At 63.3% G+C, this 18,551-nt stretch carries 22 protein-coding genes and 1 pseudogene; 13 read left to right on the top strand and 10 right to left on the bottom strand.

Features of this window, described 5'->3' with window-relative positions; translation table 11 throughout:
- Positions 1 to 131 precede the first annotated feature (131 nt).
- From NKJ78_RS02025 to NKJ78_RS02010, 4 genes are all read left to right on the top strand, one after another.
- Positions 132 to 722, top strand: a complete 591-nt coding sequence (locus tag NKJ78_RS02025) for a hypothetical protein (protein WP_352460137.1) — start codon at positions 132 to 134, stop codon at positions 720 to 722.
- A gap of 107 nt (positions 723 to 829) precedes the next feature.
- Complete coding sequence (locus NKJ78_RS02020; protein ID WP_023693297.1) at positions 830 to 2,077, top strand: cytochrome P450; 1,248 nt, start codon at positions 830 to 832, stop codon at positions 2,075 to 2,077.
- Between the two features lie 18 nt (positions 2,078 to 2,095).
- Entirely contained in the window at positions 2,096 to 2,398 is a 303-nt protein-coding gene (locus NKJ78_RS02015; protein ID WP_348625504.1) for a transporter substrate-binding domain-containing protein, read from the top strand.
- Complete coding sequence (locus NKJ78_RS02010) at positions 2,283 to 2,810, top strand: type 2 periplasmic-binding domain-containing protein (protein WP_280790547.1); 528 nt, start codon at positions 2,283 to 2,285, stop codon at positions 2,808 to 2,810. Before NKJ78_RS02015 ends, NKJ78_RS02010 begins: the two co-directional genes overlap by 116 nt.
- 21 nt (positions 2,811 to 2,831) lie before the next feature.
- On the opposite strand, the gene NKJ78_RS02005 is transcribed toward NKJ78_RS02010, so the two are convergent.
- The 6 genes from NKJ78_RS02005 to NKJ78_RS01980 form a co-directional block, all read right to left on the bottom strand.
- A complete protein-coding gene (locus NKJ78_RS02005) occupies positions 2,832 to 3,164 on the bottom strand; it encodes a cupin domain-containing protein (protein ID WP_488505273.1) in 333 nt (110 codons plus the stop codon).
- 165 nt (positions 3,165 to 3,329) lie between these two features.
- Positions 3,330 to 4,610, bottom strand: coding sequence for an O-acetylhomoserine aminocarboxypropyltransferase (locus NKJ78_RS02000; protein ID WP_023693295.1), 1,281 nt, complete (start codon positions 4,608 to 4,610; stop codon positions 3,330 to 3,332).
- A gap of 167 nt (positions 4,611 to 4,777) precedes the next feature.
- On the bottom strand, positions 4,778 to 5,299 hold the full coding sequence (locus NKJ78_RS01995) for a CoA-binding protein (RefSeq protein ID WP_023669414.1): 522 nt from the start codon (positions 5,297 to 5,299) through the stop codon (positions 4,778 to 4,780).
- The gene (locus NKJ78_RS01990) at positions 5,296 to 6,072 is read right to left on the bottom strand and encodes an AAA family ATPase (RefSeq protein WP_352460136.1); all 777 of its coding nucleotides are present in this window, start codon (positions 6,070 to 6,072) and stop codon (positions 5,296 to 5,298) included. Before NKJ78_RS01990 ends, NKJ78_RS01995 begins: the two co-directional genes overlap by 4 nt.
- A gap of 8 nt (positions 6,073 to 6,080) precedes the next feature.
- On the bottom strand, positions 6,081 to 6,503 hold the full coding sequence (locus tag NKJ78_RS01985; protein WP_352460135.1) for a VOC family protein: 423 nt from the start codon (positions 6,501 to 6,503) through the stop codon (positions 6,081 to 6,083).
- A gap of 11 nt (positions 6,504 to 6,514) precedes the next feature.
- Positions 6,515 to 7,336 (bottom strand): enoyl-CoA hydratase, encoded by an 822-nt coding sequence (locus NKJ78_RS01980; RefSeq protein WP_352460134.1) that lies wholly within the window; start codon positions 7,334 to 7,336, stop codon positions 6,515 to 6,517.
- 146 nt (positions 7,337 to 7,482) lie between these two features.
- On the opposite strand from NKJ78_RS01980, the gene NKJ78_RS01975 reads away from it, so the two are divergent.
- The 3 genes from NKJ78_RS01975 (at position 7,483) to rpsI (ending at position 9,120) form a co-directional block, all read left to right on the top strand.
- Complete coding sequence (locus NKJ78_RS01975; protein ID WP_023693292.1) at positions 7,483 to 7,947, top strand: PaaI family thioesterase; 465 nt, start codon at positions 7,483 to 7,485, stop codon at positions 7,945 to 7,947.
- A 224-nt stretch (positions 7,948 to 8,171) separates the two neighbouring features.
- Positions 8,172 to 8,636: a 50S ribosomal protein L13 gene (gene rplM, locus NKJ78_RS01970; RefSeq protein WP_023669409.1), complete on the top strand. Its 465-nt coding sequence runs from the start codon at positions 8,172 to 8,174 to the stop codon at positions 8,634 to 8,636.
- Between the two features lies 1 nt (position 8,637).
- Positions 8,638 to 9,120, top strand: a complete 483-nt coding sequence (gene rpsI, locus NKJ78_RS01965) for a 30S ribosomal protein S9 (protein WP_023669408.1) — start codon at positions 8,638 to 8,640, stop codon at positions 9,118 to 9,120.
- 267 nt (positions 9,121 to 9,387) lie between these two features.
- Here the strand turns inward: rpsI and NKJ78_RS01960 are convergent, their stop codons facing one another.
- Entirely contained in the window at positions 9,388 to 10,287 is a 900-nt protein-coding gene (locus NKJ78_RS01960) for a LysR family transcriptional regulator (RefSeq protein ID WP_023693291.1), read from the bottom strand.
- Between the two features lie 91 nt (positions 10,288 to 10,378).
- On the opposite strand from NKJ78_RS01960, the gene NKJ78_RS01955 reads away from it, so the two are divergent.
- Positions 10,379 to 11,251 (top strand): aldo/keto reductase family oxidoreductase, encoded by an 873-nt coding sequence (locus NKJ78_RS01955; protein WP_023689475.1) that lies wholly within the window; start codon positions 10,379 to 10,381, stop codon positions 11,249 to 11,251.
- Positions 11,252 to 11,438: 187 nt separating this feature from the next.
- On the opposite strand, the pseudogene NKJ78_RS01950 reads toward NKJ78_RS01955, so the two are convergent.
- A pseudogene (locus NKJ78_RS01950) lies at positions 11,439 to 11,653 on the bottom strand (glycerophosphodiester phosphodiesterase family protein); the annotation flags it as partial.
- Positions 11,654 to 11,751: 98 nt separating this feature from the next.
- Here NKJ78_RS01950 and speB point away from each other — a divergent pair.
- From speB to NKJ78_RS01935, 3 genes are all read left to right on the top strand, one after another.
- Positions 11,752 to 12,753, top strand: coding sequence for an agmatinase (gene speB, locus NKJ78_RS01945; RefSeq protein ID WP_023669405.1), 1,002 nt, complete (start codon positions 11,752 to 11,754; stop codon positions 12,751 to 12,753).
- A gap of 29 nt (positions 12,754 to 12,782) precedes the next feature.
- Positions 12,783 to 13,709, top strand: coding sequence for an N-acetyl-gamma-glutamyl-phosphate reductase (gene argC, locus NKJ78_RS01940; RefSeq protein WP_023669404.1), 927 nt, complete (start codon positions 12,783 to 12,785; stop codon positions 13,707 to 13,709).
- Positions 13,710 to 13,770: 61 nt separating this feature from the next.
- Positions 13,771 to 14,610 carry an aminoglycoside phosphotransferase family protein gene (locus tag NKJ78_RS01935; protein WP_023669403.1) on the top strand — a complete coding sequence of 280 codons (840 nt, stop codon included), beginning with the start codon at positions 13,771 to 13,773 and terminating at the stop codon, positions 14,608 to 14,610.
- A gap of 53 nt (positions 14,611 to 14,663) precedes the next feature.
- Here the strand turns inward: NKJ78_RS01935 and NKJ78_RS01930 are convergent, their stop codons facing one another.
- Positions 14,664 to 15,788, bottom strand: coding sequence for a COX15/CtaA family protein (locus NKJ78_RS01930; protein WP_352460133.1), 1,125 nt, complete (start codon positions 15,786 to 15,788; stop codon positions 14,664 to 14,666).
- Between the two features lie 150 nt (positions 15,789 to 15,938).
- On the opposite strand from NKJ78_RS01930, the gene NKJ78_RS01925 reads away from it, so the two are divergent.
- Entirely contained in the window at positions 15,939 to 16,154 is a 216-nt protein-coding gene (locus NKJ78_RS01925; protein WP_023669401.1) for a DUF2842 domain-containing protein, read from the top strand.
- Between the two features lie 15 nt (positions 16,155 to 16,169).
- Here the strand turns inward: NKJ78_RS01925 and NKJ78_RS01920 are convergent, their stop codons facing one another.
- Positions 16,170 to 17,228 carry a polysaccharide deacetylase family protein gene (locus NKJ78_RS01920; RefSeq protein WP_023730876.1) on the bottom strand — a complete coding sequence of 353 codons (1,059 nt, stop codon included), beginning with the start codon at positions 17,226 to 17,228 and terminating at the stop codon, positions 16,170 to 16,172.
- Positions 17,229 to 17,319: 91 nt separating this feature from the next.
- On the opposite strand from NKJ78_RS01920, the gene NKJ78_RS01915 reads away from it, so the two are divergent.
- Positions 17,320 to 18,549 carry a GNAT family N-acetyltransferase gene (locus NKJ78_RS01915; protein WP_352460131.1) on the top strand — a complete coding sequence of 410 codons (1,230 nt, stop codon included), beginning with the start codon at positions 17,320 to 17,322 and terminating at the stop codon, positions 18,547 to 18,549.
- Positions 18,550 to 18,551: the final 2 nt, after the last annotated feature.

Here is an 18,551-nt window from a genome sequence, read left to right as displayed (position 1 = left end):
GTTTTTGCGGTGTAGCAATTCCTTAACCCCGTCGCTTAACGAAACGCGGCGAAACCGCTTTCCCCCGGAGAACCATCCCCTACAGTTCAACGTTGAACCTCACCTTCTCGCGTTCAAACAGGGGGAGTGCCATGATCAGGAAAACTGTTTGCCTCGCCATTTCCGGCCTTGCCGGTCTCGGCATGGTGTCCGATGCGGTTGCCGACGGCCGGGCCGCCGAATGCTATGAGCCGGTGCACAGGCCGGCGCTCTATGACACCGTCTATGAAGACGTCATGGTCAGTCCCGGCGGGCAGTTGGTCGACTATGATCCGCCGATCTATGGCACCATGGAGCGCGTCGAGCAGATCGCGCCGCCCCGAGTCACCTATGACATCGTACCGGCGAGAACCCGCACCGTTTACCGCACGGTCCAGGTCGACGATGGCGGCTATGCCTGGGAATGGCGCGTCATCCACGGCCGCAAGGTGCTGTGCAAGGTGTGGCGCAAGGCCCGCTACGCGCATGTGGCCGAAACGATGGTGGTTGAACCGGAGCGCACCCGCCGGGTTGTGCTGCCGGCCGAATATGAGAGCGTCGCCCATGAAGTGCTGGTGCGGCCCGAGCGGCGGCACGTCACCCAGATAGCGCCGTCATACCAGAGGATGGCGCGCCGGGTGGTGGTGCAGGAAGGCTCGACCAGCTGGCGCCGCGTGCATATTGCCAGGCATTGCGAGGATTAGACTTCGGTACTTCGCCGAGGTCCGCCTCGGTTGGCTCAATCCATAGGGCCGTCGGGTGCCAACATCCAGTCTGGCACCAAGCCGGCAAGCCGCGGTAATGGTCTGGCATGACCACATCCATGCCGCCCTACCTCGCCTTTGATCCAGCCACGCGCCGCCTGCGGCTCGATCCGCACGAACCGGCGTTTTTCCAGAACCCCTACGACGCCTATGCCGTCCTGCATGGCGCATCGAATGCCTTCTTCTGGGAGGAATTCGGCTTCTGGTGCTTTGGCGGCTTCGACGACGTCAACCGGCTGTTGCGCGACCGCCGCTTCGGTCGCCAGAACCCGGCCGGCATTCCCGACAGCCGCGGCATCGGCGAGGATCGCTCGCATTTGGCCGCTTTCGACGGCATCGAGAGCAATTCGATGCTGGAGCTGGAGCCGCCGGTGCACACCAGGCTCAGAACCCTGGTCAACCGCGCCTTCGTCTCGCGCCAGGTCGAGCGGCTGCGGCCGCGCGTGGAGGCGCTGGCCAATGAGCTGATCGACCGTTTCGAACCGCGCCAGGTCGATCTATTGCCCAGCTTCGCCGCACCTTTGCCGATCACCATCATTGCCGAAATGCTCGGTGTGCCGGTCGAAATGGGGCCGCAACTGCTCGACTGGTCGCACCGGATGGTGGCCATGTACATGCATGGCCGGACGCGCGAGACCGAGGAAGCGGCCAATCGCGCCGCGCACGATTTTTCCGACTTTTTGCGCGGCTATGTCACCGAGCGGCGGAAGAAGCCTGGCGACGACCTGCTATCGCTGCTGATCGCGGCACAAGAGGATGGCCAGAAGCTGTCGGAAGACGAGTTGGTCTCGTCTGCCATCCTGTTGCTCAATGCAGGCCACGAGGCGACCGTCCATCAAACCGGCAACGCCGTGCGCACGTTGCTGGCGCAAGGCGGCGACCCCGGCCGTTTCTTCACCTCGCCGGAAGCAACCGCTGCAACGGTCGAGGAGTGCCTGCGCTTCGACGCGCCGCTGCACATGTTCACCCGCTACGCCTATCAGGAGGTCGAGGTGACATCGGGGGTTGTCGTACAACCGGGCGAGACGGTCGGCCTGCTGCTCGGCATGGCCAATCATGATCCGCTTGCCTTTGCCGAACCTGGCGCCTTCCGGCCCGGCCGACTAGACCAGAAGAATGTCTCGTTCGGCGCCGGTATCCATTTCTGCATCGGTGCGCCGCTGGCGCGGCTGGAGTTGCAGGTGTCGCTGAAAACCCTGTTCGAGCGGCAGCCGCAACTCCATCTTGCGGAGCAGCCGCGCTTCCGCGACACCTATCATTTCCATGGGCTGGAAAAGCTCACTGTGAGCTTGTGAGGACGGCGGAGCCGACGCATGCCCGAGAAAATGAGATTCGCCTTTCTACAGGAACCACCCTTCTGCTTTATCGACGGATCGGGACGTCTGGGCGGCAGCGATGCCCAACTGGCCAAGAGGGTCTGCCTGACGCTCGGGCTGGAACTTTTGCCCATCGAGACCGAGTTTGCCGAGCTGCTGCCTGGGCTTGCCGAAGGGGTGGGACATGACCACCGGCCTGTTCATTTCCGAAGACCGCCGGAAGCTGGTCGACTTCACAAGGCCGATCTGGATGCTGGCGGATGGATTGCTGGTCGCGAAAGACAATCCCCGCGCCTTTGATGGCTATCGGTCCGTCGCCAATGATCGGACGGCGCTGATCGGCGTCATATCGGGCCAGATCCAGCACCGGACGGCCCTGCAAAACGCTATTCAGCCCGAACGGCTAAGGATATTTGCCACCCAGGCCGAAGCAGCTAACGCCGTCGCGGCCGGCGTGGTGCATGCCTATGCGAGTGTAGCGCTCGCGCATCGCGGCTATCTGAGCCGGCGACCCGACGCGCCTCTCGACGTCGTCGACGTCCCGGCAGTCGAAAAACAGCCAGCGCCCGGCGCTTTCGCTCTCGCCAAAGGCAGTGCCACCCTGCTCCAGCGCGTTGATTTATGTCTCAGTGATTTGCTTGGAAGTCCCTGGCACAGGGAGATGATGAGCGGATACGGCTTTTCCGACACTGACATCGATCGGCTTTTGTGAAGTCCAAGCGCGACCGAGCGGTCAGAGCTTGATCACATACTCCTTGCGGGTCGTTTCAAGCACTTCCCAACTGCCCCTGAAGCCTGGCCTGAGCACGAAGCTGTCGCCGGCGCGCACCGTGCGCGCCTCGCCGCCATCCTCGGCAACCACCGAGACGCCGGACAGGATGTGGCAGAACTCCCATTCGTCATATTCGATGCGCCATTTGCCCGGCGTCGCTTCCCAGATGCCGGCATAGAGGCGGCCATCGCGCTCCTCGACATTCCAGGTGCGGAACTTCGGATCGCCCGCAATCAGACGATCCGGCGCCGGGGCGCCATGTTCGGCGTCGACGCTGTCGGTCGATATTGCCAAGTAATGCGCGGACAGGGTTTGCCTCCAACAGATTAGTGAGTAGTGAGTAGTGCAGTGAGTAGTGAGTAGTGAGTAGTGAGCGGAAAGCGCTCCCTCGAACGGGTGGCTAATCACTAGTCACTGCTAACTAGTGAATACCGACCACTACTCACTACTCGCTCAAAATCAAACCTTGGTCAAAGCCTGTTCCAGATCGGCGACGATGTCGTTGACATCCTCGATGCCGACGGAAAGCCGGACCGTGTCCGGTCCGGCACCCGCCTTGACCTTCTGCTCGTCGGAAAGCTGGCGATGCGTGGTCGAGGCCGGATGGATGACCAGCGACTTGGTATCGCCGACATTGGCGAGGTGCGAGAACAGTTCGAGCGCCTCGACGAACTTGATGCCTGCGTCGTAGCCGCCCTTCAGGCCGAAGGTGAAGACAGCACCGGCGCCTTGCGGCGAGTATTTCTTCTGCAGCGCGTTGTTCTTGTCGCTGGGCAGGCCGGGATAGTTGACCCAGGCGACCTTGGGGTGGTTGGACAGCCAGCCGGCTACGGTGATCGCATTGTCGCAATGGCGCTGCATCCTGAGTGGCAAGGTCTCCAGCCCGGTCAGGATCAGGAAGGCATTGAACGGCGAAATCGCCGGGCCGATGTCACGCAGGCCAAGCACGCGCGCGGCGATGGCGAAAGCGAAATTGCCGAAGGTTTCGTGCAGGACAAGGCCGCCATATTCGGGGCGCGGCTCCGACAGCATCGGATATTTGCCGGATTTCGACCAGTCGAACGTGCCGCCATCGACGATGGCGCCGCCGATCGAATTGCCGTGGCCGCCGATGAACTTGGTCAGCGAATGGACGACGATGTCGGCGCCATGCTCGATCGGCCGCACCAGATAGGGCGAGGCCAGCGTGTTGTCGACGATGAGCGGCAAGCCGTGCTTGCGGGCGATGTCGCCGATTTTCTCTATGTCGACGAAGGTGCCGCCGGGATTGGCCAGGCTCTCGATGAAGATCGCCTTGGTCTTGTCGTCTATCTGGCTTTCGAAGGTGGAGACGTCGTTGGTGTCGGCCCAACGCACCTCCCAGCCGAAATTCTTGAAGGCATGGCCGAACTGATTGATCGAACCACCGTAAAGCCTTGTGGCGGCGACGAAATTATCGCCAGGCCGCATGAGATTGTGGAACACGATCACCTGTGCGGCATGGCCGGAAGCAACGGCAAGTGCAGCCGTGCCGCCTTCGAGCGCCGCGATCCGCTCTTCCAGCACCGCCTGGGTCGGGTTCATGATGCGGGTGTAGATGTTGCCGAAGGCCTTCAGCCCGAACAGCGAGGCGGCATGGTCGGCATCGTCGAACACAAAGGAGGTCGTCTGGTAGATCGGCGTGGCGCGTGCGCCCGTCGCCGGGTCGGGCTTGGCGCCGGCATGGACGGCGAGCGTGTTGAAACCGGGCGTGCGGGTCATCGAAAACCTCCCTGAGCGGTAAACGTGTGAATGATGAAATGGTCAATGGTGAGCGATGAATGGTGGTCGCAAAGTCGGCCAGTCCCACCTTGATTGCAAGCCGCTCATATGCGGCTTTACCCGGCTTCCAGGAAAATCCTTCTATTCACCATTCACCATTCACTGCCTTACTTCTGGCGCACACCGAAACTCTGGAATCCCGACCGCATCAGCGGCTTCTTCGACGAAAGCACACCGGAGTTGACGCCGGTCCAGCCGATCTCGCCCGACAGCTTGCCATATTCGATCTTCGGGCAGCGGTTCATCACCACCTTGATACCGGCCGCCTCGGCACGCGCGGCCGCCTCGTCATCGCGCACGCCAAGCTGCATCCAGACGACTTTCGGCAAGGGGTCGAGCTTCAGCACCTCATCGACAATGCCGGGCACCGCTGCGGAGGCGCGAAAGATGTCGACCATGTCGACCGGTTCAGGCAGATCGGCAAGGCTGGCATAGGTCATGCGGCCGAGGATTTCCTTGCCGGCCTGCCCCGGATTGATCGGAAACACCGAAAAGCCCTTGGCCAGCAGGTATTTCAGCACGAAAAAGCTCGGCCTGACATCGTTGGCCGACGCGCCGACCATGGCGATGGTCTTCACAGAATTGAGGATGCCGCCGATGTAGGCATTGTCGTAGCTATCGTGATTCACTCGTCGGTCTCCCTCAGTGCTTCCTCCATAAAGGACTGCGGGTCCGTGCAGAAGTCGCGCATCATGCGAAAATGATCGGTATCGGTGAAATCTGTGGGGTCGAGGCCGAAGCGGCTGATGCGGAACAGCCGCGCGCCCGGACAGGCCATCAGCAGCGGCGAGTGCGTCGCCATGATCACTTGAGCCGTGCCGGACCGGTCCATGCGCCGCAGCATCTTCAGCAGCTCGATCTGCCGCGATGGCGACAGCGCGCTTTCGGGCTCGTCGAGGATGTAGATACCTTGCCGGCGGCAGCGCTCCTCGAAGAAGCGGATGAACCCTTCACCATGCGACCAGGACAGGAAATCCGGCGGCGCCCCGCCAGATTCCAGCGCCGCCTGATCGAGATAGCGGGCAACCGAGTAAAAAGATTCGGCGCGGAAGAACCAACCCGCTGTGACCTTCGGCAGCCAGTGGCCGCGCAACGTGTCGGCAAGCGCTGCACCACTCTCGTCGATGGCGCCGGAGTGGTCGACGGGCATGTAGCCCTTGCCGCCGCCGGCTTCGTCGTAACCGGCCAGCGCGCCGATCGCTTCCAGCAGCGTCGATTTGCCGGTGCCGTTTTCGCCGACAATGATGGTGATCGGCGTGGTGAATTCGAGCTCGAATTCGCGGCCGCGGAACAGAGGCAGGTTCCAGGGATACTTCTCCCAATCTTCCACGCGCTCGGGGTCAATCAGGATGCGTTTGAGATAAGGCGCCTTAAGCCGGGTCAGTTGCTTGCGATAGCCCATGCGGACGCTCAGTCCGGCAGCGAGATGGTGCCGTCATCCGCGATCGGGAAGGCCGGATTGTGTGCGACTTCCCAGACATGGCCGTCGGCATCGGCGAAATATCCATACCAGCTGCCCCAGAAGGCGCGGCCTGCCGGCTTGACGATCCTGCCGCCGGCCTTCTCGGCGGCCGCCAGCACGTCGTCGACTTCGGCATCGGAGCGGGTGTTGTAGGCGAGGTAGACCGCCGACGGTGCTGCGGCGAAGGCAATGCCTGAATCCTCCTCGGCGCTTGGCCTCGGGAACAGGCCGAGAATGGCGCCGCCCATCTGGAAGAAGGCGACGCCATCGGTGATGCCGGCGTGGCGCTTCAAGCCCATGCCTTCGTAAAAGCGCACGGCGCGCTCGAGATCGTCGGTGGCGATGGTGATGATGGAGATGCGCGGTTCCATGGATCGAAAACCTATTCGTCCGTCCATTCCGGTTTGCGCTTGCCGATGAAGGCGCCGATGCCTTCCTCGGCGTCGCGGGCCAGCATGTTCTCGACCATGACGCGGCCGGTATAGGCATACGCGTCCGCCAACCCCATCTCGGCCTGCGCGTAAAAGGCTTCCTTGCCGGTCTTGACCACCAGAGATGATTTGGAGGCAATGGTTTGCGCGTATTTGGTGACGATCTGATTCAGGTATTCGCGCGGCACGACGCGGTTGACCAGGCCGAATTCCTTGGCGGTTGCGGCATCGATGGTCTCGCCGGTGAGCAGCATTTCCATGGCGTGCTTGTGAGACACGTTGCGTGACAGCGCCACCATCGGCGTCGAACAAAACAGGCCGATATTGACGCCCGGCGTGCAGAAGGTCGCTTCATGCGAGGCAATGGCGAGGTCGCAACTGCAAACCAGTTGCAGCCCCGCAGCGGTGGCTAGGCCATCGACTTCGGCGATGATCGGGAGCGGATGGCGCACGATCTGCTGCATCAACGCCGCGCAAGCCGAAAATGTCTGCTCGAAAAACCCGTTGCCCTTGTCGGCGTCGGCGCGGCGCGCGGTCATTTCCTTGAGATCGTGACCGGCGCAGAAGACTTTCCCGGCGGCCGCCAAGACGATGACGCGGACCGATTTGTTGGCCTTGGCACGGTCGAGCTCGGCGCTCAATGCCGCCATGACGGAAAGCGACAAGGCATTGGCGGGCGGATTGGCGAGCGTCAGGCGCAGCACGCCCTTGTCCAGCCCGGCGATGACCGGCCCGTCTATGGCAACAGGTTTGATCGAAAGGATTTCGGCCATGACAAGGGTCTCCGCGATTCCGCCGGGCGCCGCCAGACTATCTAATATCGGATCGAGTTTCATCAACACCCATCGCTTGCGCCAGAGGTGTTGCCAGAAGCGCATCATTGCGTTCATACAGGCCCGGCATAGAACGAGAGACCGACATGCCCGCCCAGGACAATCTCAAGCCGGTGCTGACGGCGGCTGAAGTCAATGCGCTGATGGCCAGCGTCTACCCCCAGCTCAACGACGAGTTCACGTCGTATGAGGCGCTCGATGTGTTTCCCGGCGGCTGCACGGTGCGGCTCAACGCCAGCGAACGGCATTTGCGTCCCGGCGGCACGGTGTCCGGGCCCTCGCTGTTCACGCTGGCCGACATTGGCGGCTATGTCTGCGTGCTCAGCCATGCCGGGCCGGATGCGCTTTCGGTTACCGTCAACCTCAACATCAATTTTGTCCGCAAGGCCGAAGCCGGGCCGATCGACGGCCATTGCCGCATCCTGAAGCTGGGCAAGAGCCTGATGGTGTTCGATATCGACATCGTCGCCGGACCGAAGGGACACACGGTAGCGCATGCGACCGGCACCTATTCGATCCCGCCGAAGCGCGCCGCCGATGTGGTAAAATAATACCTTTTGATCAAACCTTTGTTTTTATTACACTTTACGAGCAGACGTGCTTTTCCCGCGCCTTGACGCGCCCACTCCCCTCGCCTATAAGCCGTCACGAAGCAGCGGCCCGCAAAGGCCGCCGTTTTGTTATTGGCGGCGGGCAAGTGCCTTGTCATCAATCCAAGCAACAAGAAACGCCTTCTCCATCGTTTGGGGCAGGTCCAAATCGAAAGCAGAAATCCATGGCAACCTTTTCGCAGAAGCCTGCGGATGTGGTGAAGAAGTGGGTGCTGATCGACGCCGAGGGTCTCGTCGTCGGCCGTCTCGCCACTGTCATCGCCAATCATCTTCGCGGCAAGCACAAGCCCACCTTCACCCCGCATGTCGACGACGGCGATAACGTCATCGTCATCAATGCCGACAAGGTGGTGTTCACCGGCAAGAAGTTCACCGACAAGGTCTATTACTGGCACACCGGTCACCCCGGCGGCATCAAGGAGCGCACCGCGCGCCAGCTGCTCGAGGGCCGTTTCCCCGAGCGTGTCGTCGAGAAGGCCGTCGAACGCATGATCCCGCGCGGGCCGCTCGGCCGTCGTCAGATGAAGAACCTCCGCGTCTATGCAGGCACGGAACATCCGCATGTCGCCCAGCAGCCCGTCACCCTCGACGTCGGCGCGCTGAACGCCAAGAACAAGAAGGTTGCATAAGATGGCTGAGCTTTCCTCGCTCGCAGAATTGGGCGCCGCCACCGGCAACACCAACACCCAGCCGGCAGCACCCGTCCATGTCCAGAAGCTCGACAAGTCGGGCCGCGCCTATGCCACCGGCAAGCGCAAGAACGCCATCGCCCGCGTCTGGGTGAAGCCGGGTTCGGGCAAGATCGTCGTCAACGACAAGGAATTCGCGACCTATTTCGCGCGTCCGGTCCTGCAGATGATCCTCAACCAGCCGATCATCGCTTCCAACCGCGCCGGCCAGTACGACATCGTCGCCACCGTCATCGGCGGCGGCCTGTCCGGCCAGGCCGGTGCCGTTCGTCACGGCATCTCCAAGGCGCTGACCTACTATGAGCCGGCACTGCGCGCCGTGCTCAAGAAGGGCGGCTTCCTGACCCGCGACAGCCGCGTCGTCGAGCGCAAGAAGTACGGCAAGGCGAAGGCCCGTCGTTCCTTCCAGTTCTCGAAGCGCTAAGCGCTGCGACGTTCCAGACATCGAAAGGCCGCCTCCGGGCGGCCTTTTCTTTTGGGTCTCGGCAGTCCCCCCACCCGGCGCTTCGCGCCGACCTCCCCATCGAGGGGAGGTAGGAGGTCGCGGCAGTTTTGCCGCCCGGACAATCCACGATGGTCCAGCGGCTAGCAAACCAGTTCGACCATAAAAACGCGGCACCCTACCTCCCCTCGATGGGGAGGTCGGCGCGAAGCGCCGGGTGGGGTGATGGCGCCGGCCTCGGTTCAAGTCTCAGAACTTGCCGGCCTTGATGTAATCGATAAACGCCCGTAGCGGCGCTGGAACCAGACGCCGTCCGGGATAGTACAGAAATGGTCCGGGAAAACTCTGCCACCACGGTTCGAGCACGGGCTCCAGGGCGCCGCTTTCGAAGTGAGGGCGAAGCCAGCCCTCGAAGAGAGCGACGATGCCGCTGCCGGCAATGGCCGCATGGACGGCAAGATCGCTCGCCCCGCCGATCCGCACGATCAACGGCCCCGTCGTGTCGACACGCACCACCTCGCCGTCGCGCTCGAATTCCCACGGCAGCATCGCACCGCTGGCAAAACGACCGCGCAGACAAGCATGGCCAAGCAGGTCGCTCGGGTGCTGCGGCCGCCCATGGCGCTCGAGATAGGCGGGGCTGGCGCCAGTGGCGAAGCGCTGGACGCGCGGTCCGATCGGCACCGCGATCATGTCCTGCTCCAGTCGCTCGTCATAGCGGATGCCGGCGTCGCAGCCCGCCGCCAGCACGTCGACGAAGTTCTCATCGGCGATGACCTCCAGCCGAATGCCGGGATAGGCGGCGAGGAAGCCCGGAACGATGTCGGGCAATATCAGCCGCGCGGCGCTGACCGGGACGTTGAGGCGCAGCGAACCAGCCGGCCTGTCGCGAAAGCCATTGACCACGTCGAGGGCCGCCTCCACCTCCGACAGCGCCGGGCCAAGCCGTCCGAGCAGGCTGAGACCTGCGTCGGTCGGAACGACGCTGCGTGTCGTGCGGTTGAACAGCCTGACGCCGAGCTGCGTCTCCAGGCGGCGCACCGCTTCGCTCAGGCCCGACGCGCTGCCGCCGCCGGCGCGAGCCCCTTCGCGAAAGCCGCCGGCACGCGCCACCGTCACGAAAGCGTTCAGGTCGCCAAGGTCCATCATTGTTCGCCATTCCGCACAAGCTGTACGGATTGTACCTTATTATCCCGAGGTTGAGCAGCGTCTATCTTCGCCTCCTCAAAGGAGACCGACCATGTCCACCATCCAAAAATCCGGCACATTCACCCTCGGCAGCCACACCGTGAAACGGCTCGGCTACGGCGCCATGCAACTTGCCGGCCCGCACGTTTTCGGTCCGCCGAAGAATCATGACGCGGCCATTGCAGTGCTGCGCGAAGCGGTGGCCTCCGGGGTCAACCACATCGACACCAGCGACTATTATGGCCCGCATGTCACCAACCAGCTGATCCGCGAAGCGCTGGCGCCCTATCCGCAAGACCTCGTCATCGTCACAAAGATCGGGGCGCGGCGCGGCAGCGACGGCTCATGGCTGCCTGCCTATTCCGCCAAGGAACTTGAGCAGGCCGTGCACGATAATCTCAGGAATCTCGGTCTTGAGGTGCTGGATGTCGTCAATCTGCGCATCATGTTCGGGGTGATGGGTCCCGCCGAGGGCTCGATCGAGCCGCAGTTGACCGCGCTTGCCGAACTGCAGCGCAAGGGTCTGGTGCGCCATATCGGCCTGAGCAACGTCACCCCAGCGCAGGTCGAGGAAGGCCGTGGGATCGCCGAGATCGTCTGCGTGCAGAACCAGTACAATCTGGCGCATCGCGACGACGACGGGTTGATCGATGAACTGGCGCGCGCCGGTATCGCCTACACGCCGTTCTTCCCGCTCGGCGGTTTCAGCCCGCTGCAGTCGTCGACCTTGTCGGATGTGGCCGCGCGGCTCGGCGCCACACCCTTGCAGGTTGCGCTCGCCTGGCTGCTGCGCCGCTCGCCGAACATCCTGCTGATCCCGGGGACGTCGTCGATCGGGCATTTGAGAGAGAACCTGGCGGCGGCGGAACTGGAGCTGTCGGCCGATGTGCTAAGGGAATTGGATGGGGTGGCGAAAGCGGCGTGAAGCGCCAGCAATCTCCCCCCTCGAGGGGGAGATGTCGCCAAAGGCGACAGAGGGGGTCGGTTCGACCGGGCTGGACCATTTCTCAGCGGCAGAGGGAGGTTAGCGCTCCACGCGAGGCGACCCCCTCTGGCCTGCCGGCCATCTCCCCCTCAAGGAGGGAGATTGCAGTTCCAGCCTCCGCTCCAATGATACTCGCCGTATTTGCCGGCTCGGCCGGCTTCGCCTCATCCACATAAGGCACCCGAAACCCATTGGCCCCCAGCCAGCCAATCGCAGCCTTCGGTTCGTCGGTCTGGATGATGGTGACGCCGCGTTCGGCCCAGAAACCGTGATCTCGGCCGAAATGCCGGCCTGCACCGCCAGTTCATCGCCGCAGCCGCCGGAGAGGAAGCCGCCGGGCCTTGCGCCTTGGCTATACAAGTCCTTCGCCAAGCTGTGACTGGCATCTTGCGTGCCGGTTCTATAGTTGTGGCAGCCCGATGAACAAAGAAGGACCCGTAATGGCGAACCAGACCATCGACAACGCGTTCACCGCCCGCTCCAAGACGGGGCCTTCCTTCGAGCCGACCTATGCCGGCGCGCTGTCGTTCATGCGGCGCAAATACACCAAGGATGCAAAGGGCGCGGACGCCGTCGTGTGGGGCATTCCGTTCGATGCCGCCGTCACCAACCGGCCGGGCGCGCGCTTCGGGCCGCAGGCGATCCGCCGCGCCTCGGCGATCCTCGACAACGACCCGCAATATCCGTTCTCGCGCGACCTGTTCGAGCATCTCGCCGTCATCGACTATGGCGATTGCCTGCTCGATTCGGGCAATCACCAGAAGACACCAGGCACGATCGAGCGCGAGGCGGCGAAGATCCTGAAATCGGGTGCCTTCCTGTTGTCGCTCGGCGGCGACCATTTCGTCACCTGGCCGCTGCTCAAGGCGCATGCCGCCATCCATGGGCCGCTGGCGCTGGTGCAGTTCGACGCGCATCAGGACACCTGGCCTGACGATGGCAAGCGCATCGACCACGGTTCGTTCGTCGGGCGCGCCGTCAATGAGGGCATCATCGATCCTGATCGTTCGATCCAGATCGGCATCCGCACGCATGCCCCCGATACGTTCGGCATCAAGATCCTTTACGGTCACGAGATCGAGGAGATGCGGGCTTCCGACATCGCCTATGCGATCGTCGACCGCACCGGCGGCAGGAAGACCTATCTCACCTTCGACATCGACTGCCTCGACCCGGCCTTTGCGCCCGGCACCGGCACGCCGGTTGCCGGCGGACCGTCCTCGGCGAAAATCCTGTCGACGCTGCGCCAGCTCGGCCAAGTCGATATTGTCGGCGCCGACGTCGTCGAGGTTGCGCCGGCCTATGATCACGCCGATATAACGGCGATCGCCGGCTCGATGGTGGCCATGCACTATCTCGGCCTGGTGGCCGAGCGAAAAGCGCGGGCGGAAGAGCTGAACAGCGGCAACCATGGCGCGGCAAACCATGGCCAGGGCATATAGGCCTGAATTAGCAGGGAATTGACGGGCACATGAAACCGAAAATCTTCATCGATGGCGAACACGGCACCACCGGCCTGCAGATCCGGGCGCTGCTGGCCGAGCGCGGCGACCTCGAGATCATCTCGATCCCGGCCGAGCGCCGCAAGGAAACGGCGGCGCGCGCCGAGTTCCTCAATGCAGCCGATGTCGCCATCCTGTGCCTGCCGGATGCGGCTGCCAAGGAAAGCGTATCGCTGATTGCCAACGACACCACCAAGGTGATCGACGCCTCCACGGCGCATCGCGTAGCCGAGGGCTGGGAATATGGCTTTGCCGAGATGGAAAAGGGCCAGGCCAAGATCATCGCCAATGCAAAACGCGTCGCCAATCCCGGCTGCTGGCCGCAAGGACCGATCGCGACACTGCGGCCGCTGGTCGCCGCCGGCCTGCTGCCGGCGGATTTCCCGATCACCGTCAATGGCATTTCGGGCTATTCGGGCGGCGGCCGGCCGATGATCGAGGACTATGTCGCCAAGGGCGAGGATGCCTCTGAATTCCAGGTCTATGGGCTGACCCTGCAGCACAAGCATGTGCCGGAGCTGCGCACCTATGCGAAGCTGTCGCACGATCCGATCATGCAGCCGGCGGTCGGCAATTTCGCCCAAGGCATGATCACAGTGGTGCCGCTGCAGCTCGGCGGGCTCGACCATGTGCCGGCCGGCGCCGAACTGCACGCGGCAATCGCCGACCATTTTGCCGCCATCAAGGGCGGCGTGGTCGAGGTAGCTCCTTACGAGCACGTGGAGCGCCTGCCCGAGATCAATCCCGAGGTCTATAACGGCACCAACCGCATGAAGGTCTATGTCTTTGCCAATGACGACAGGGCGCAGGCGCTGCTGATTGCGGTCTATGACAATCTCGGAAAGGGCGCCTCGGGTGCTGCCGTTCAGAACATGGATCTGATGCTCGGCCTTTAATTCAGTTGGAGAGAGCATGTTGCCCGAAAACCGCTTAACACTTTTCGGCATCACGCTCTGAATGGACGCGCCTGCATTTCCAAAGCGCTGGAAGATCAGCGCGCCCGAGCTCATTGCGGAGACGTTTTCGAGCCGCATCTGGAAGGTGCGGCGTGAGGACGGCTCGCCGGCCATCGTCAAGGCGCTCAAACCATTCGACGATGTCGAGGACGAGTTGCGCGGCGAGCACTATCTCGCATGGCGGCGCGGCGAAGGCGCGGTGCGGCTGCTTGGCCGGGACGGCCACCGCATGCTGCTCGAATATGCCGGCGACACCCTGCTTTCCGACGTTCTGGCCAAAGAAGGCGACAACGCCGCGACCGCAATCGCGGCCGAGTTGATGGGGAGACTGTTCTCGCCCTCAAGACACCCTGCCCCGCCGGACCTGCAGCCGCTGCGGACACGGTTTGCCAGCCTGTTCAAAAAGGCCGGAGCCGATCGCGACGCCGGAGAGCACAGCCTCTATATCGAGGCCGCCGAAATCGCGGACCGGCTGCTCGATGCCCCGCATGCGGTCAAGCCGCTGCATGGCGACCTGCATCACGACAACATTTTGCACGGTGCGCGCGGCTGGCTGGCGATCGACCCGAAGGGCGTGCTCGGCGATCCCGGCTTCGACGCCGCCAATCTGTTCTACAACCCACTGGGGCGCGACGACCTCTGCCTCGATCCCGAGCGCATCGCGCATATGGCTGAGATCTTCGCCAGGACACTCGGCCAGACGCCGGCTGCCATTCTCGACCATGCCATCGCGTATGGCTGCCTGTCGGCCGCATGGCATCATGAGGACGAGAATGCGGTCGACGAGAACCGCGAGCTGTCGGTTGCGGGAGTGATCCGAAAGGTGCGGCTCAGCTTCTGACCGGCGCAGCCTCGCGCTTTAGACGTAGCGAGGCAGTTCGTTCGCGAAATAGATTATTGCGACGGCCAAGACACCGTAGACGATGTACCTGCGTTCATGGGCGGCCGCGTTGGCAGTGGATAGGCGCCCTTGTTGCCGCGCCAGTGGGCGGCGGCAAATCCCAGCAGGACCAGCGCGAAGGCCTGATGGGTCAGCGCCATGTGCAGCGGCACCTGCATCAGCAGCGTGCCGATGCCGATCGAGGCCTGCACCAGCACCAGCAGAAACAGCAGCGTTGCGCGGCGTGCGTGTGTCGTGCCCGGCAGCCGCCGGCGCGTCGCTATCATATGCCAGAGCCCGACGGCAAAGACCGTGTAGGCGCCCAGTCGGTGGACGAACTGCACCGTCTTCGGGTTCTCGAACAAGTTGCGCCAGGCCGGCTCGAGCAGAAGCAAATCTGACGGGATCACCTTGCCGTCCATCAGCGGCCAGGTGTTGTAGCTCAGGCCGGCGTCGAGCCCTGCGACCAGCCCGCCGAGATAGATCTGGACCAGCGCCAGCAGCACGATGAAACCGGCCAGTCTTTGCGTCGACCGGCCGGCGGCAGGCTCCGAATGCGGCGCCAGCCCGCGCGCGACCACCATGGTGGCAGTGAAGATCAGGGCGGCAAGCGTCAAATGCGTCGCCAGCCGGTACTGGCTGACGGAGACGCGGTCGACCAGGCCGGAGGCCACCATCCACCAGCCGATGGCGCCTTGCAGGCCACCAAGCAGCAGAATACCGACCAGCTTTGGCCCAAGGCCGCGCTCGATGCGGCGCGTCGCCCACAAGACCAGCAACGGCAGGCCGAAGACCAGGCCGACACTGCGCGCCAGGATGCGGTGCGCCCATTCCCACCAGAAGATCGATTTGAAGGCGTCCAGGCTCATGCCCTTGTTGAGCTCGGCATATTGCGGAATCTTTTGATAAAGCTGGAATTCCTCCTGCCACTCCGCGTCATTGAGCGGCGGTATCACACCGTGGATCGGCTTCCACTCGGTGATCGACAGGCCGGAATTGGTGAGCCTGGTGGCGCCGCCGACCAGCACCAGCGCAAACAGCACCAGAAGCACGACATACAGCCAGCCGCGCACCAGCGCCCGATTTTTCAAGTCGCGATCGCGGTCAATGTAAGGCGCGGCGGCTGATATGGCGGCCATGGTTGGTCCCGGCAGGTTGACGTGGCGGATTGGTGAACCATCGCAACCCGGCTGACAAGACCGGACGGCGCGGCACGCCGTCGCGCCGCATCTCCCGGGTTGCACAGGCGCGCGGTTGGGCCTAAGCGGAGGCGATCAACGAGAACGCTCATGCCCATCCGCCTGAAAAAGCTGATCGGAACTTTCCTGCTGGTGGCGCTGGTCATCATCTATGCGCTGGTCGCGTCGATCATAGCGGTCGCGCAGCTGTCGCAATCCAGCCCGCTGGTGCACTTCCTGTTCTTCCTGTTCAGCGGCCTGTTCTGGGTGCTGCCTGCGATGGGCATCATCAAATGGCTGATCCTGGAGCCGCCGCCGAAAGGCTGAAGAGCCCGCCCCAGGTTAGATGGTGACCACCATTTTGCCGGCATTGGCCAGCGGCGTCGTTAAGCCCGACAACATGGTGCGGATATGGGCGACGCTCTGGTAGCGGCCGTTGATCGAAATGCGCGGCAGCGCGTGCAGGAAGCCGGCGTGCTCGGCGTGCAGCACGCCGTGGCGAGTGGTCACCGCCGAGGCGTAGCCGGCGTCGCGGGCAAAGCCCACTTCGCGGCAGCCGACAGCGCTGGCGTAACCATAGGGGTAAGCGAGATGACGGGGGTCTTCGCCGAGCTGCGCCTGCAGTTGGCGCCTGACGTCGACGATCTCATGGCGCGCATCGCCTTCGTCGAGCCGCTTCAGATTGCGGTGGTTGACCGTATGCGCGCCGATCGTCACCAGCCTGTGCCCGGCCACGGCGCGGATGTCGTCCCAGGTCATCAGCGTGCTTGGGCGCAAGCCATCGAGGTCGATGCCGTTCGAGTGCGCCAGATCGCGCAGCACGGCGCGCTGATCCTCCTCGCGCACCTCGAGCGTCAGATAGGCATGCAGACGCGCATTGGCGTGGAGTTTCTTGCCGTGGGTCGAGCAGTCGATGGTCACCGGCCCCTTCGGCGTCGCCAGCGTCAAACGCTCCCGCGCGTTGACGATATCCTCGACCACGTCCCACCATAAATCGGCGCTGCCGTCGATCAGACCCGGCGCGACATAGATGGTGATCGGCGCGTCGTGCTTTTCCAGCACTGGCAGCGCTTCGGTCATGTTGTCGCGATAGGCGTCGTCGGCGGTGATGGTGGCGAACTGGCCGTCCTTGCCGCCGGCCTTGATGCGCTCGATCGCCTCGTCGAGGGTGACGAAGGCATAGCCCCTCGCCTTCATGTCGGCGACGAGAGCGTCGAGGAATCGCGGGGCGATGTTGAGGTGGCGGTTGACGCCGTCCGGCTTCTCCGGCGTGGCGGTGACCCGATGCAACATGAGGATTGCGCCAATGCCGCCGACGAACGGCTTGGCCAGCGGTGCAAGGCCGGTAAAGCGGGCGATATTAAGCGCCAGTTTCCGAACTGCCTCACCACCGTCGATCATTCATTCACCTTTTGCGCCTAGGCTCGATCCAAGCACGGAACGCGCCGACGCGAACTCCTGATCGCGACGAATACGCCTTAAGGATTGAGGTATGGTTGACGCCACCGCGTCATTTGACGGCAATCGGCTCGCCGCAAGCAAGGCGTCTGCGCGTGCGCCGGCTGCCGACCAGACCAGTCTGTCGGTGTCGATCGCAGATGCTGCCGCGCTCGCCTCTTACGGCGAATTCTGCCGTTCGGCGCTGTTTGCGCCGGCGCAAAGCGCGGCCTGGGTTCATGCCTGGACGGCGCAGGCCAATCCCGATGCGGTCGTCGCCACGCTGACAATCGAGGACAGGCCGGTCTTTGCACTGGCACTGGAAATCACGCGAACTGGTCCATTCCGCGTCGCCCGCTTCATGGGCGGGCGCCATGCCAACGGCAATTTCGCCGCCGCCGATCCGGCATGGCTGGCAAAGGCCGATGCCGGGGGGATCCGGAGGCTGGTGACGGCGATCGGCAAGGCGCGCCCCGACATCGATCTCGTTGCCTTGGAAAGGCTGCTCCCCGACCTCGATGGCGTTGCCAATCCGCTGGCGGCGTTCTCCAACTTTCCGAGCCCAAACCTGTCGCTCGCCGTCAATCTCGACGGTGGTTTCGATGTGCTGCTGTCGCGTGTGGGCGGCAAGCGCAAGCGCAAGAAGCACCGTTCGCAGACACGCAAGTTCGAGGCGGTCGGCAGTCATCGCCGCATCGAGGCGCAGACACCGGAAGACGTGAACCGGCTGCTCGACGCTTTCTTCGAGATGAAGGAGTTCCGCTTCGCCAAGATGGGCATCGCCAATGTCTTCGGCGAGCCGGAGGTGCGGGCTTTCTTCCGTGCCCTCTTCGCCGGCGCGCTGGCCGAGGAGAAACCGGCCTTTGTGCTGCATGGGCTCGAAGTGGCCGGCAAGCTGCGCGCAATCACCGGCTCGAGCCGCTCGGGCAAACGCCTGATCTGCGAATTCGGCGCCATCGCCGAGGACGATCTCGGCCACACCAGCCCCGGCGATTTCCTTTTCTTCGACATCATCGAGGAAGCCTGCCAAACAGGCTTCGATGTCTATGATTTCTCGGTCGGCGACGAGCCCTACAAGCGGCTCTGGTGCGATATCGAGACCAGGCATTTCGAGGTGCTGGCGCCCCTGACGCTGAAGGGACGCGCCCTGGCGTCGGCACTGCGGCAGGGCGCACGGGCGAAAACCTTCATCAAGAACAACCCGACGGTCTGGAAGCTGACCAAGATGCTGCGCCGCAAGGCCGTCGGACAGGCAGCGCCCGCTCCCGCGGACGACGAAAACTAGCC

The organism is Mesorhizobium sp. M0037, from assembly GCF_040323635.1.
Taxonomy (GTDB): Bacteria; Pseudomonadota; Alphaproteobacteria; order Rhizobiales; family Rhizobiaceae; genus Mesorhizobium.
This window is presented reverse-complemented; position numbering and strand designations above follow the sequence as displayed.

Coding starts and splice junctions, on each gene's coding strand:
- NKJ78_RS02025 (WP_352460137.1), top strand. CDS start 132: ATGATCAGGAAAACTGTTTGCCTCGCCATTTCCGGCCTTGCCGGTCTC.
- NKJ78_RS02020 (WP_023693297.1), top strand. CDS start 830: ATGACCACATCCATGCCGCCCTACCTCGCCTTTGATCCAGCCACGCGC.
- NKJ78_RS02015 (WP_348625504.1), top strand. CDS start 2,096: ATGCCCGAGAAAATGAGATTCGCCTTTCTACAGGAACCACCCTTCTGC.
- NKJ78_RS02010 (WP_280790547.1), top strand. CDS start 2,283: ATGACCACCGGCCTGTTCATTTCCGAAGACCGCCGGAAGCTGGTCGAC.
- NKJ78_RS02000 (WP_023693295.1), bottom strand. CDS start 4,610: ATGACCCGCACGCCCGGTTTCAACACGCTCGCCGTCCATGCCGGCGCC.
- NKJ78_RS01990 (WP_352460136.1), bottom strand. CDS start 6,072: ATGGGCTATCGCAAGCAACTGACCCGGCTTAAGGCGCCTTATCTCAAA.
- NKJ78_RS01985 (WP_352460135.1), bottom strand. CDS start 6,503: ATGGAACCGCGCATCTCCATCATCACCATCGCCACCGACGATCTCGAG.
- NKJ78_RS01980 (WP_352460134.1), bottom strand. CDS start 7,336: ATGGCCGAAATCCTTTCGATCAAACCTGTTGCCATAGACGGGCCGGTC.
- NKJ78_RS01975 (WP_023693292.1), top strand. CDS start 7,483: ATGCCCGCCCAGGACAATCTCAAGCCGGTGCTGACGGCGGCTGAAGTC.
- rplM (WP_023669409.1), top strand. CDS start 8,172: ATGGCAACCTTTTCGCAGAAGCCTGCGGATGTGGTGAAGAAGTGGGTG.
- rpsI (WP_023669408.1), top strand. CDS start 8,638: ATGGCTGAGCTTTCCTCGCTCGCAGAATTGGGCGCCGCCACCGGCAAC.
- NKJ78_RS01960 (WP_023693291.1), bottom strand. CDS start 10,287: ATGATGGACCTTGGCGACCTGAACGCTTTCGTGACGGTGGCGCGTGCC.
- NKJ78_RS01955 (WP_023689475.1), top strand. CDS start 10,379: ATGTCCACCATCCAAAAATCCGGCACATTCACCCTCGGCAGCCACACC.
- speB (WP_023669405.1), top strand. CDS start 11,752: ATGGCGAACCAGACCATCGACAACGCGTTCACCGCCCGCTCCAAGACG.
- argC (WP_023669404.1), top strand. CDS start 12,783: ATGAAACCGAAAATCTTCATCGATGGCGAACACGGCACCACCGGCCTG.
- NKJ78_RS01935 (WP_023669403.1), top strand. CDS start 13,771: ATGGACGCGCCTGCATTTCCAAAGCGCTGGAAGATCAGCGCGCCCGAG.
- NKJ78_RS01930 (WP_352460133.1), bottom strand. CDS start 15,788: ATGGCCGCCATATCAGCCGCCGCGCCTTACATTGACCGCGATCGCGAC.
- NKJ78_RS01925 (WP_023669401.1), top strand. CDS start 15,939: ATGCCCATCCGCCTGAAAAAGCTGATCGGAACTTTCCTGCTGGTGGCG.
- NKJ78_RS01920 (WP_023730876.1), bottom strand. CDS start 17,228: ATGATCGACGGTGGTGAGGCAGTTCGGAAACTGGCGCTTAATATCGCC.
- NKJ78_RS01915 (WP_352460131.1), top strand. CDS start 17,320: ATGGTTGACGCCACCGCGTCATTTGACGGCAATCGGCTCGCCGCAAGC.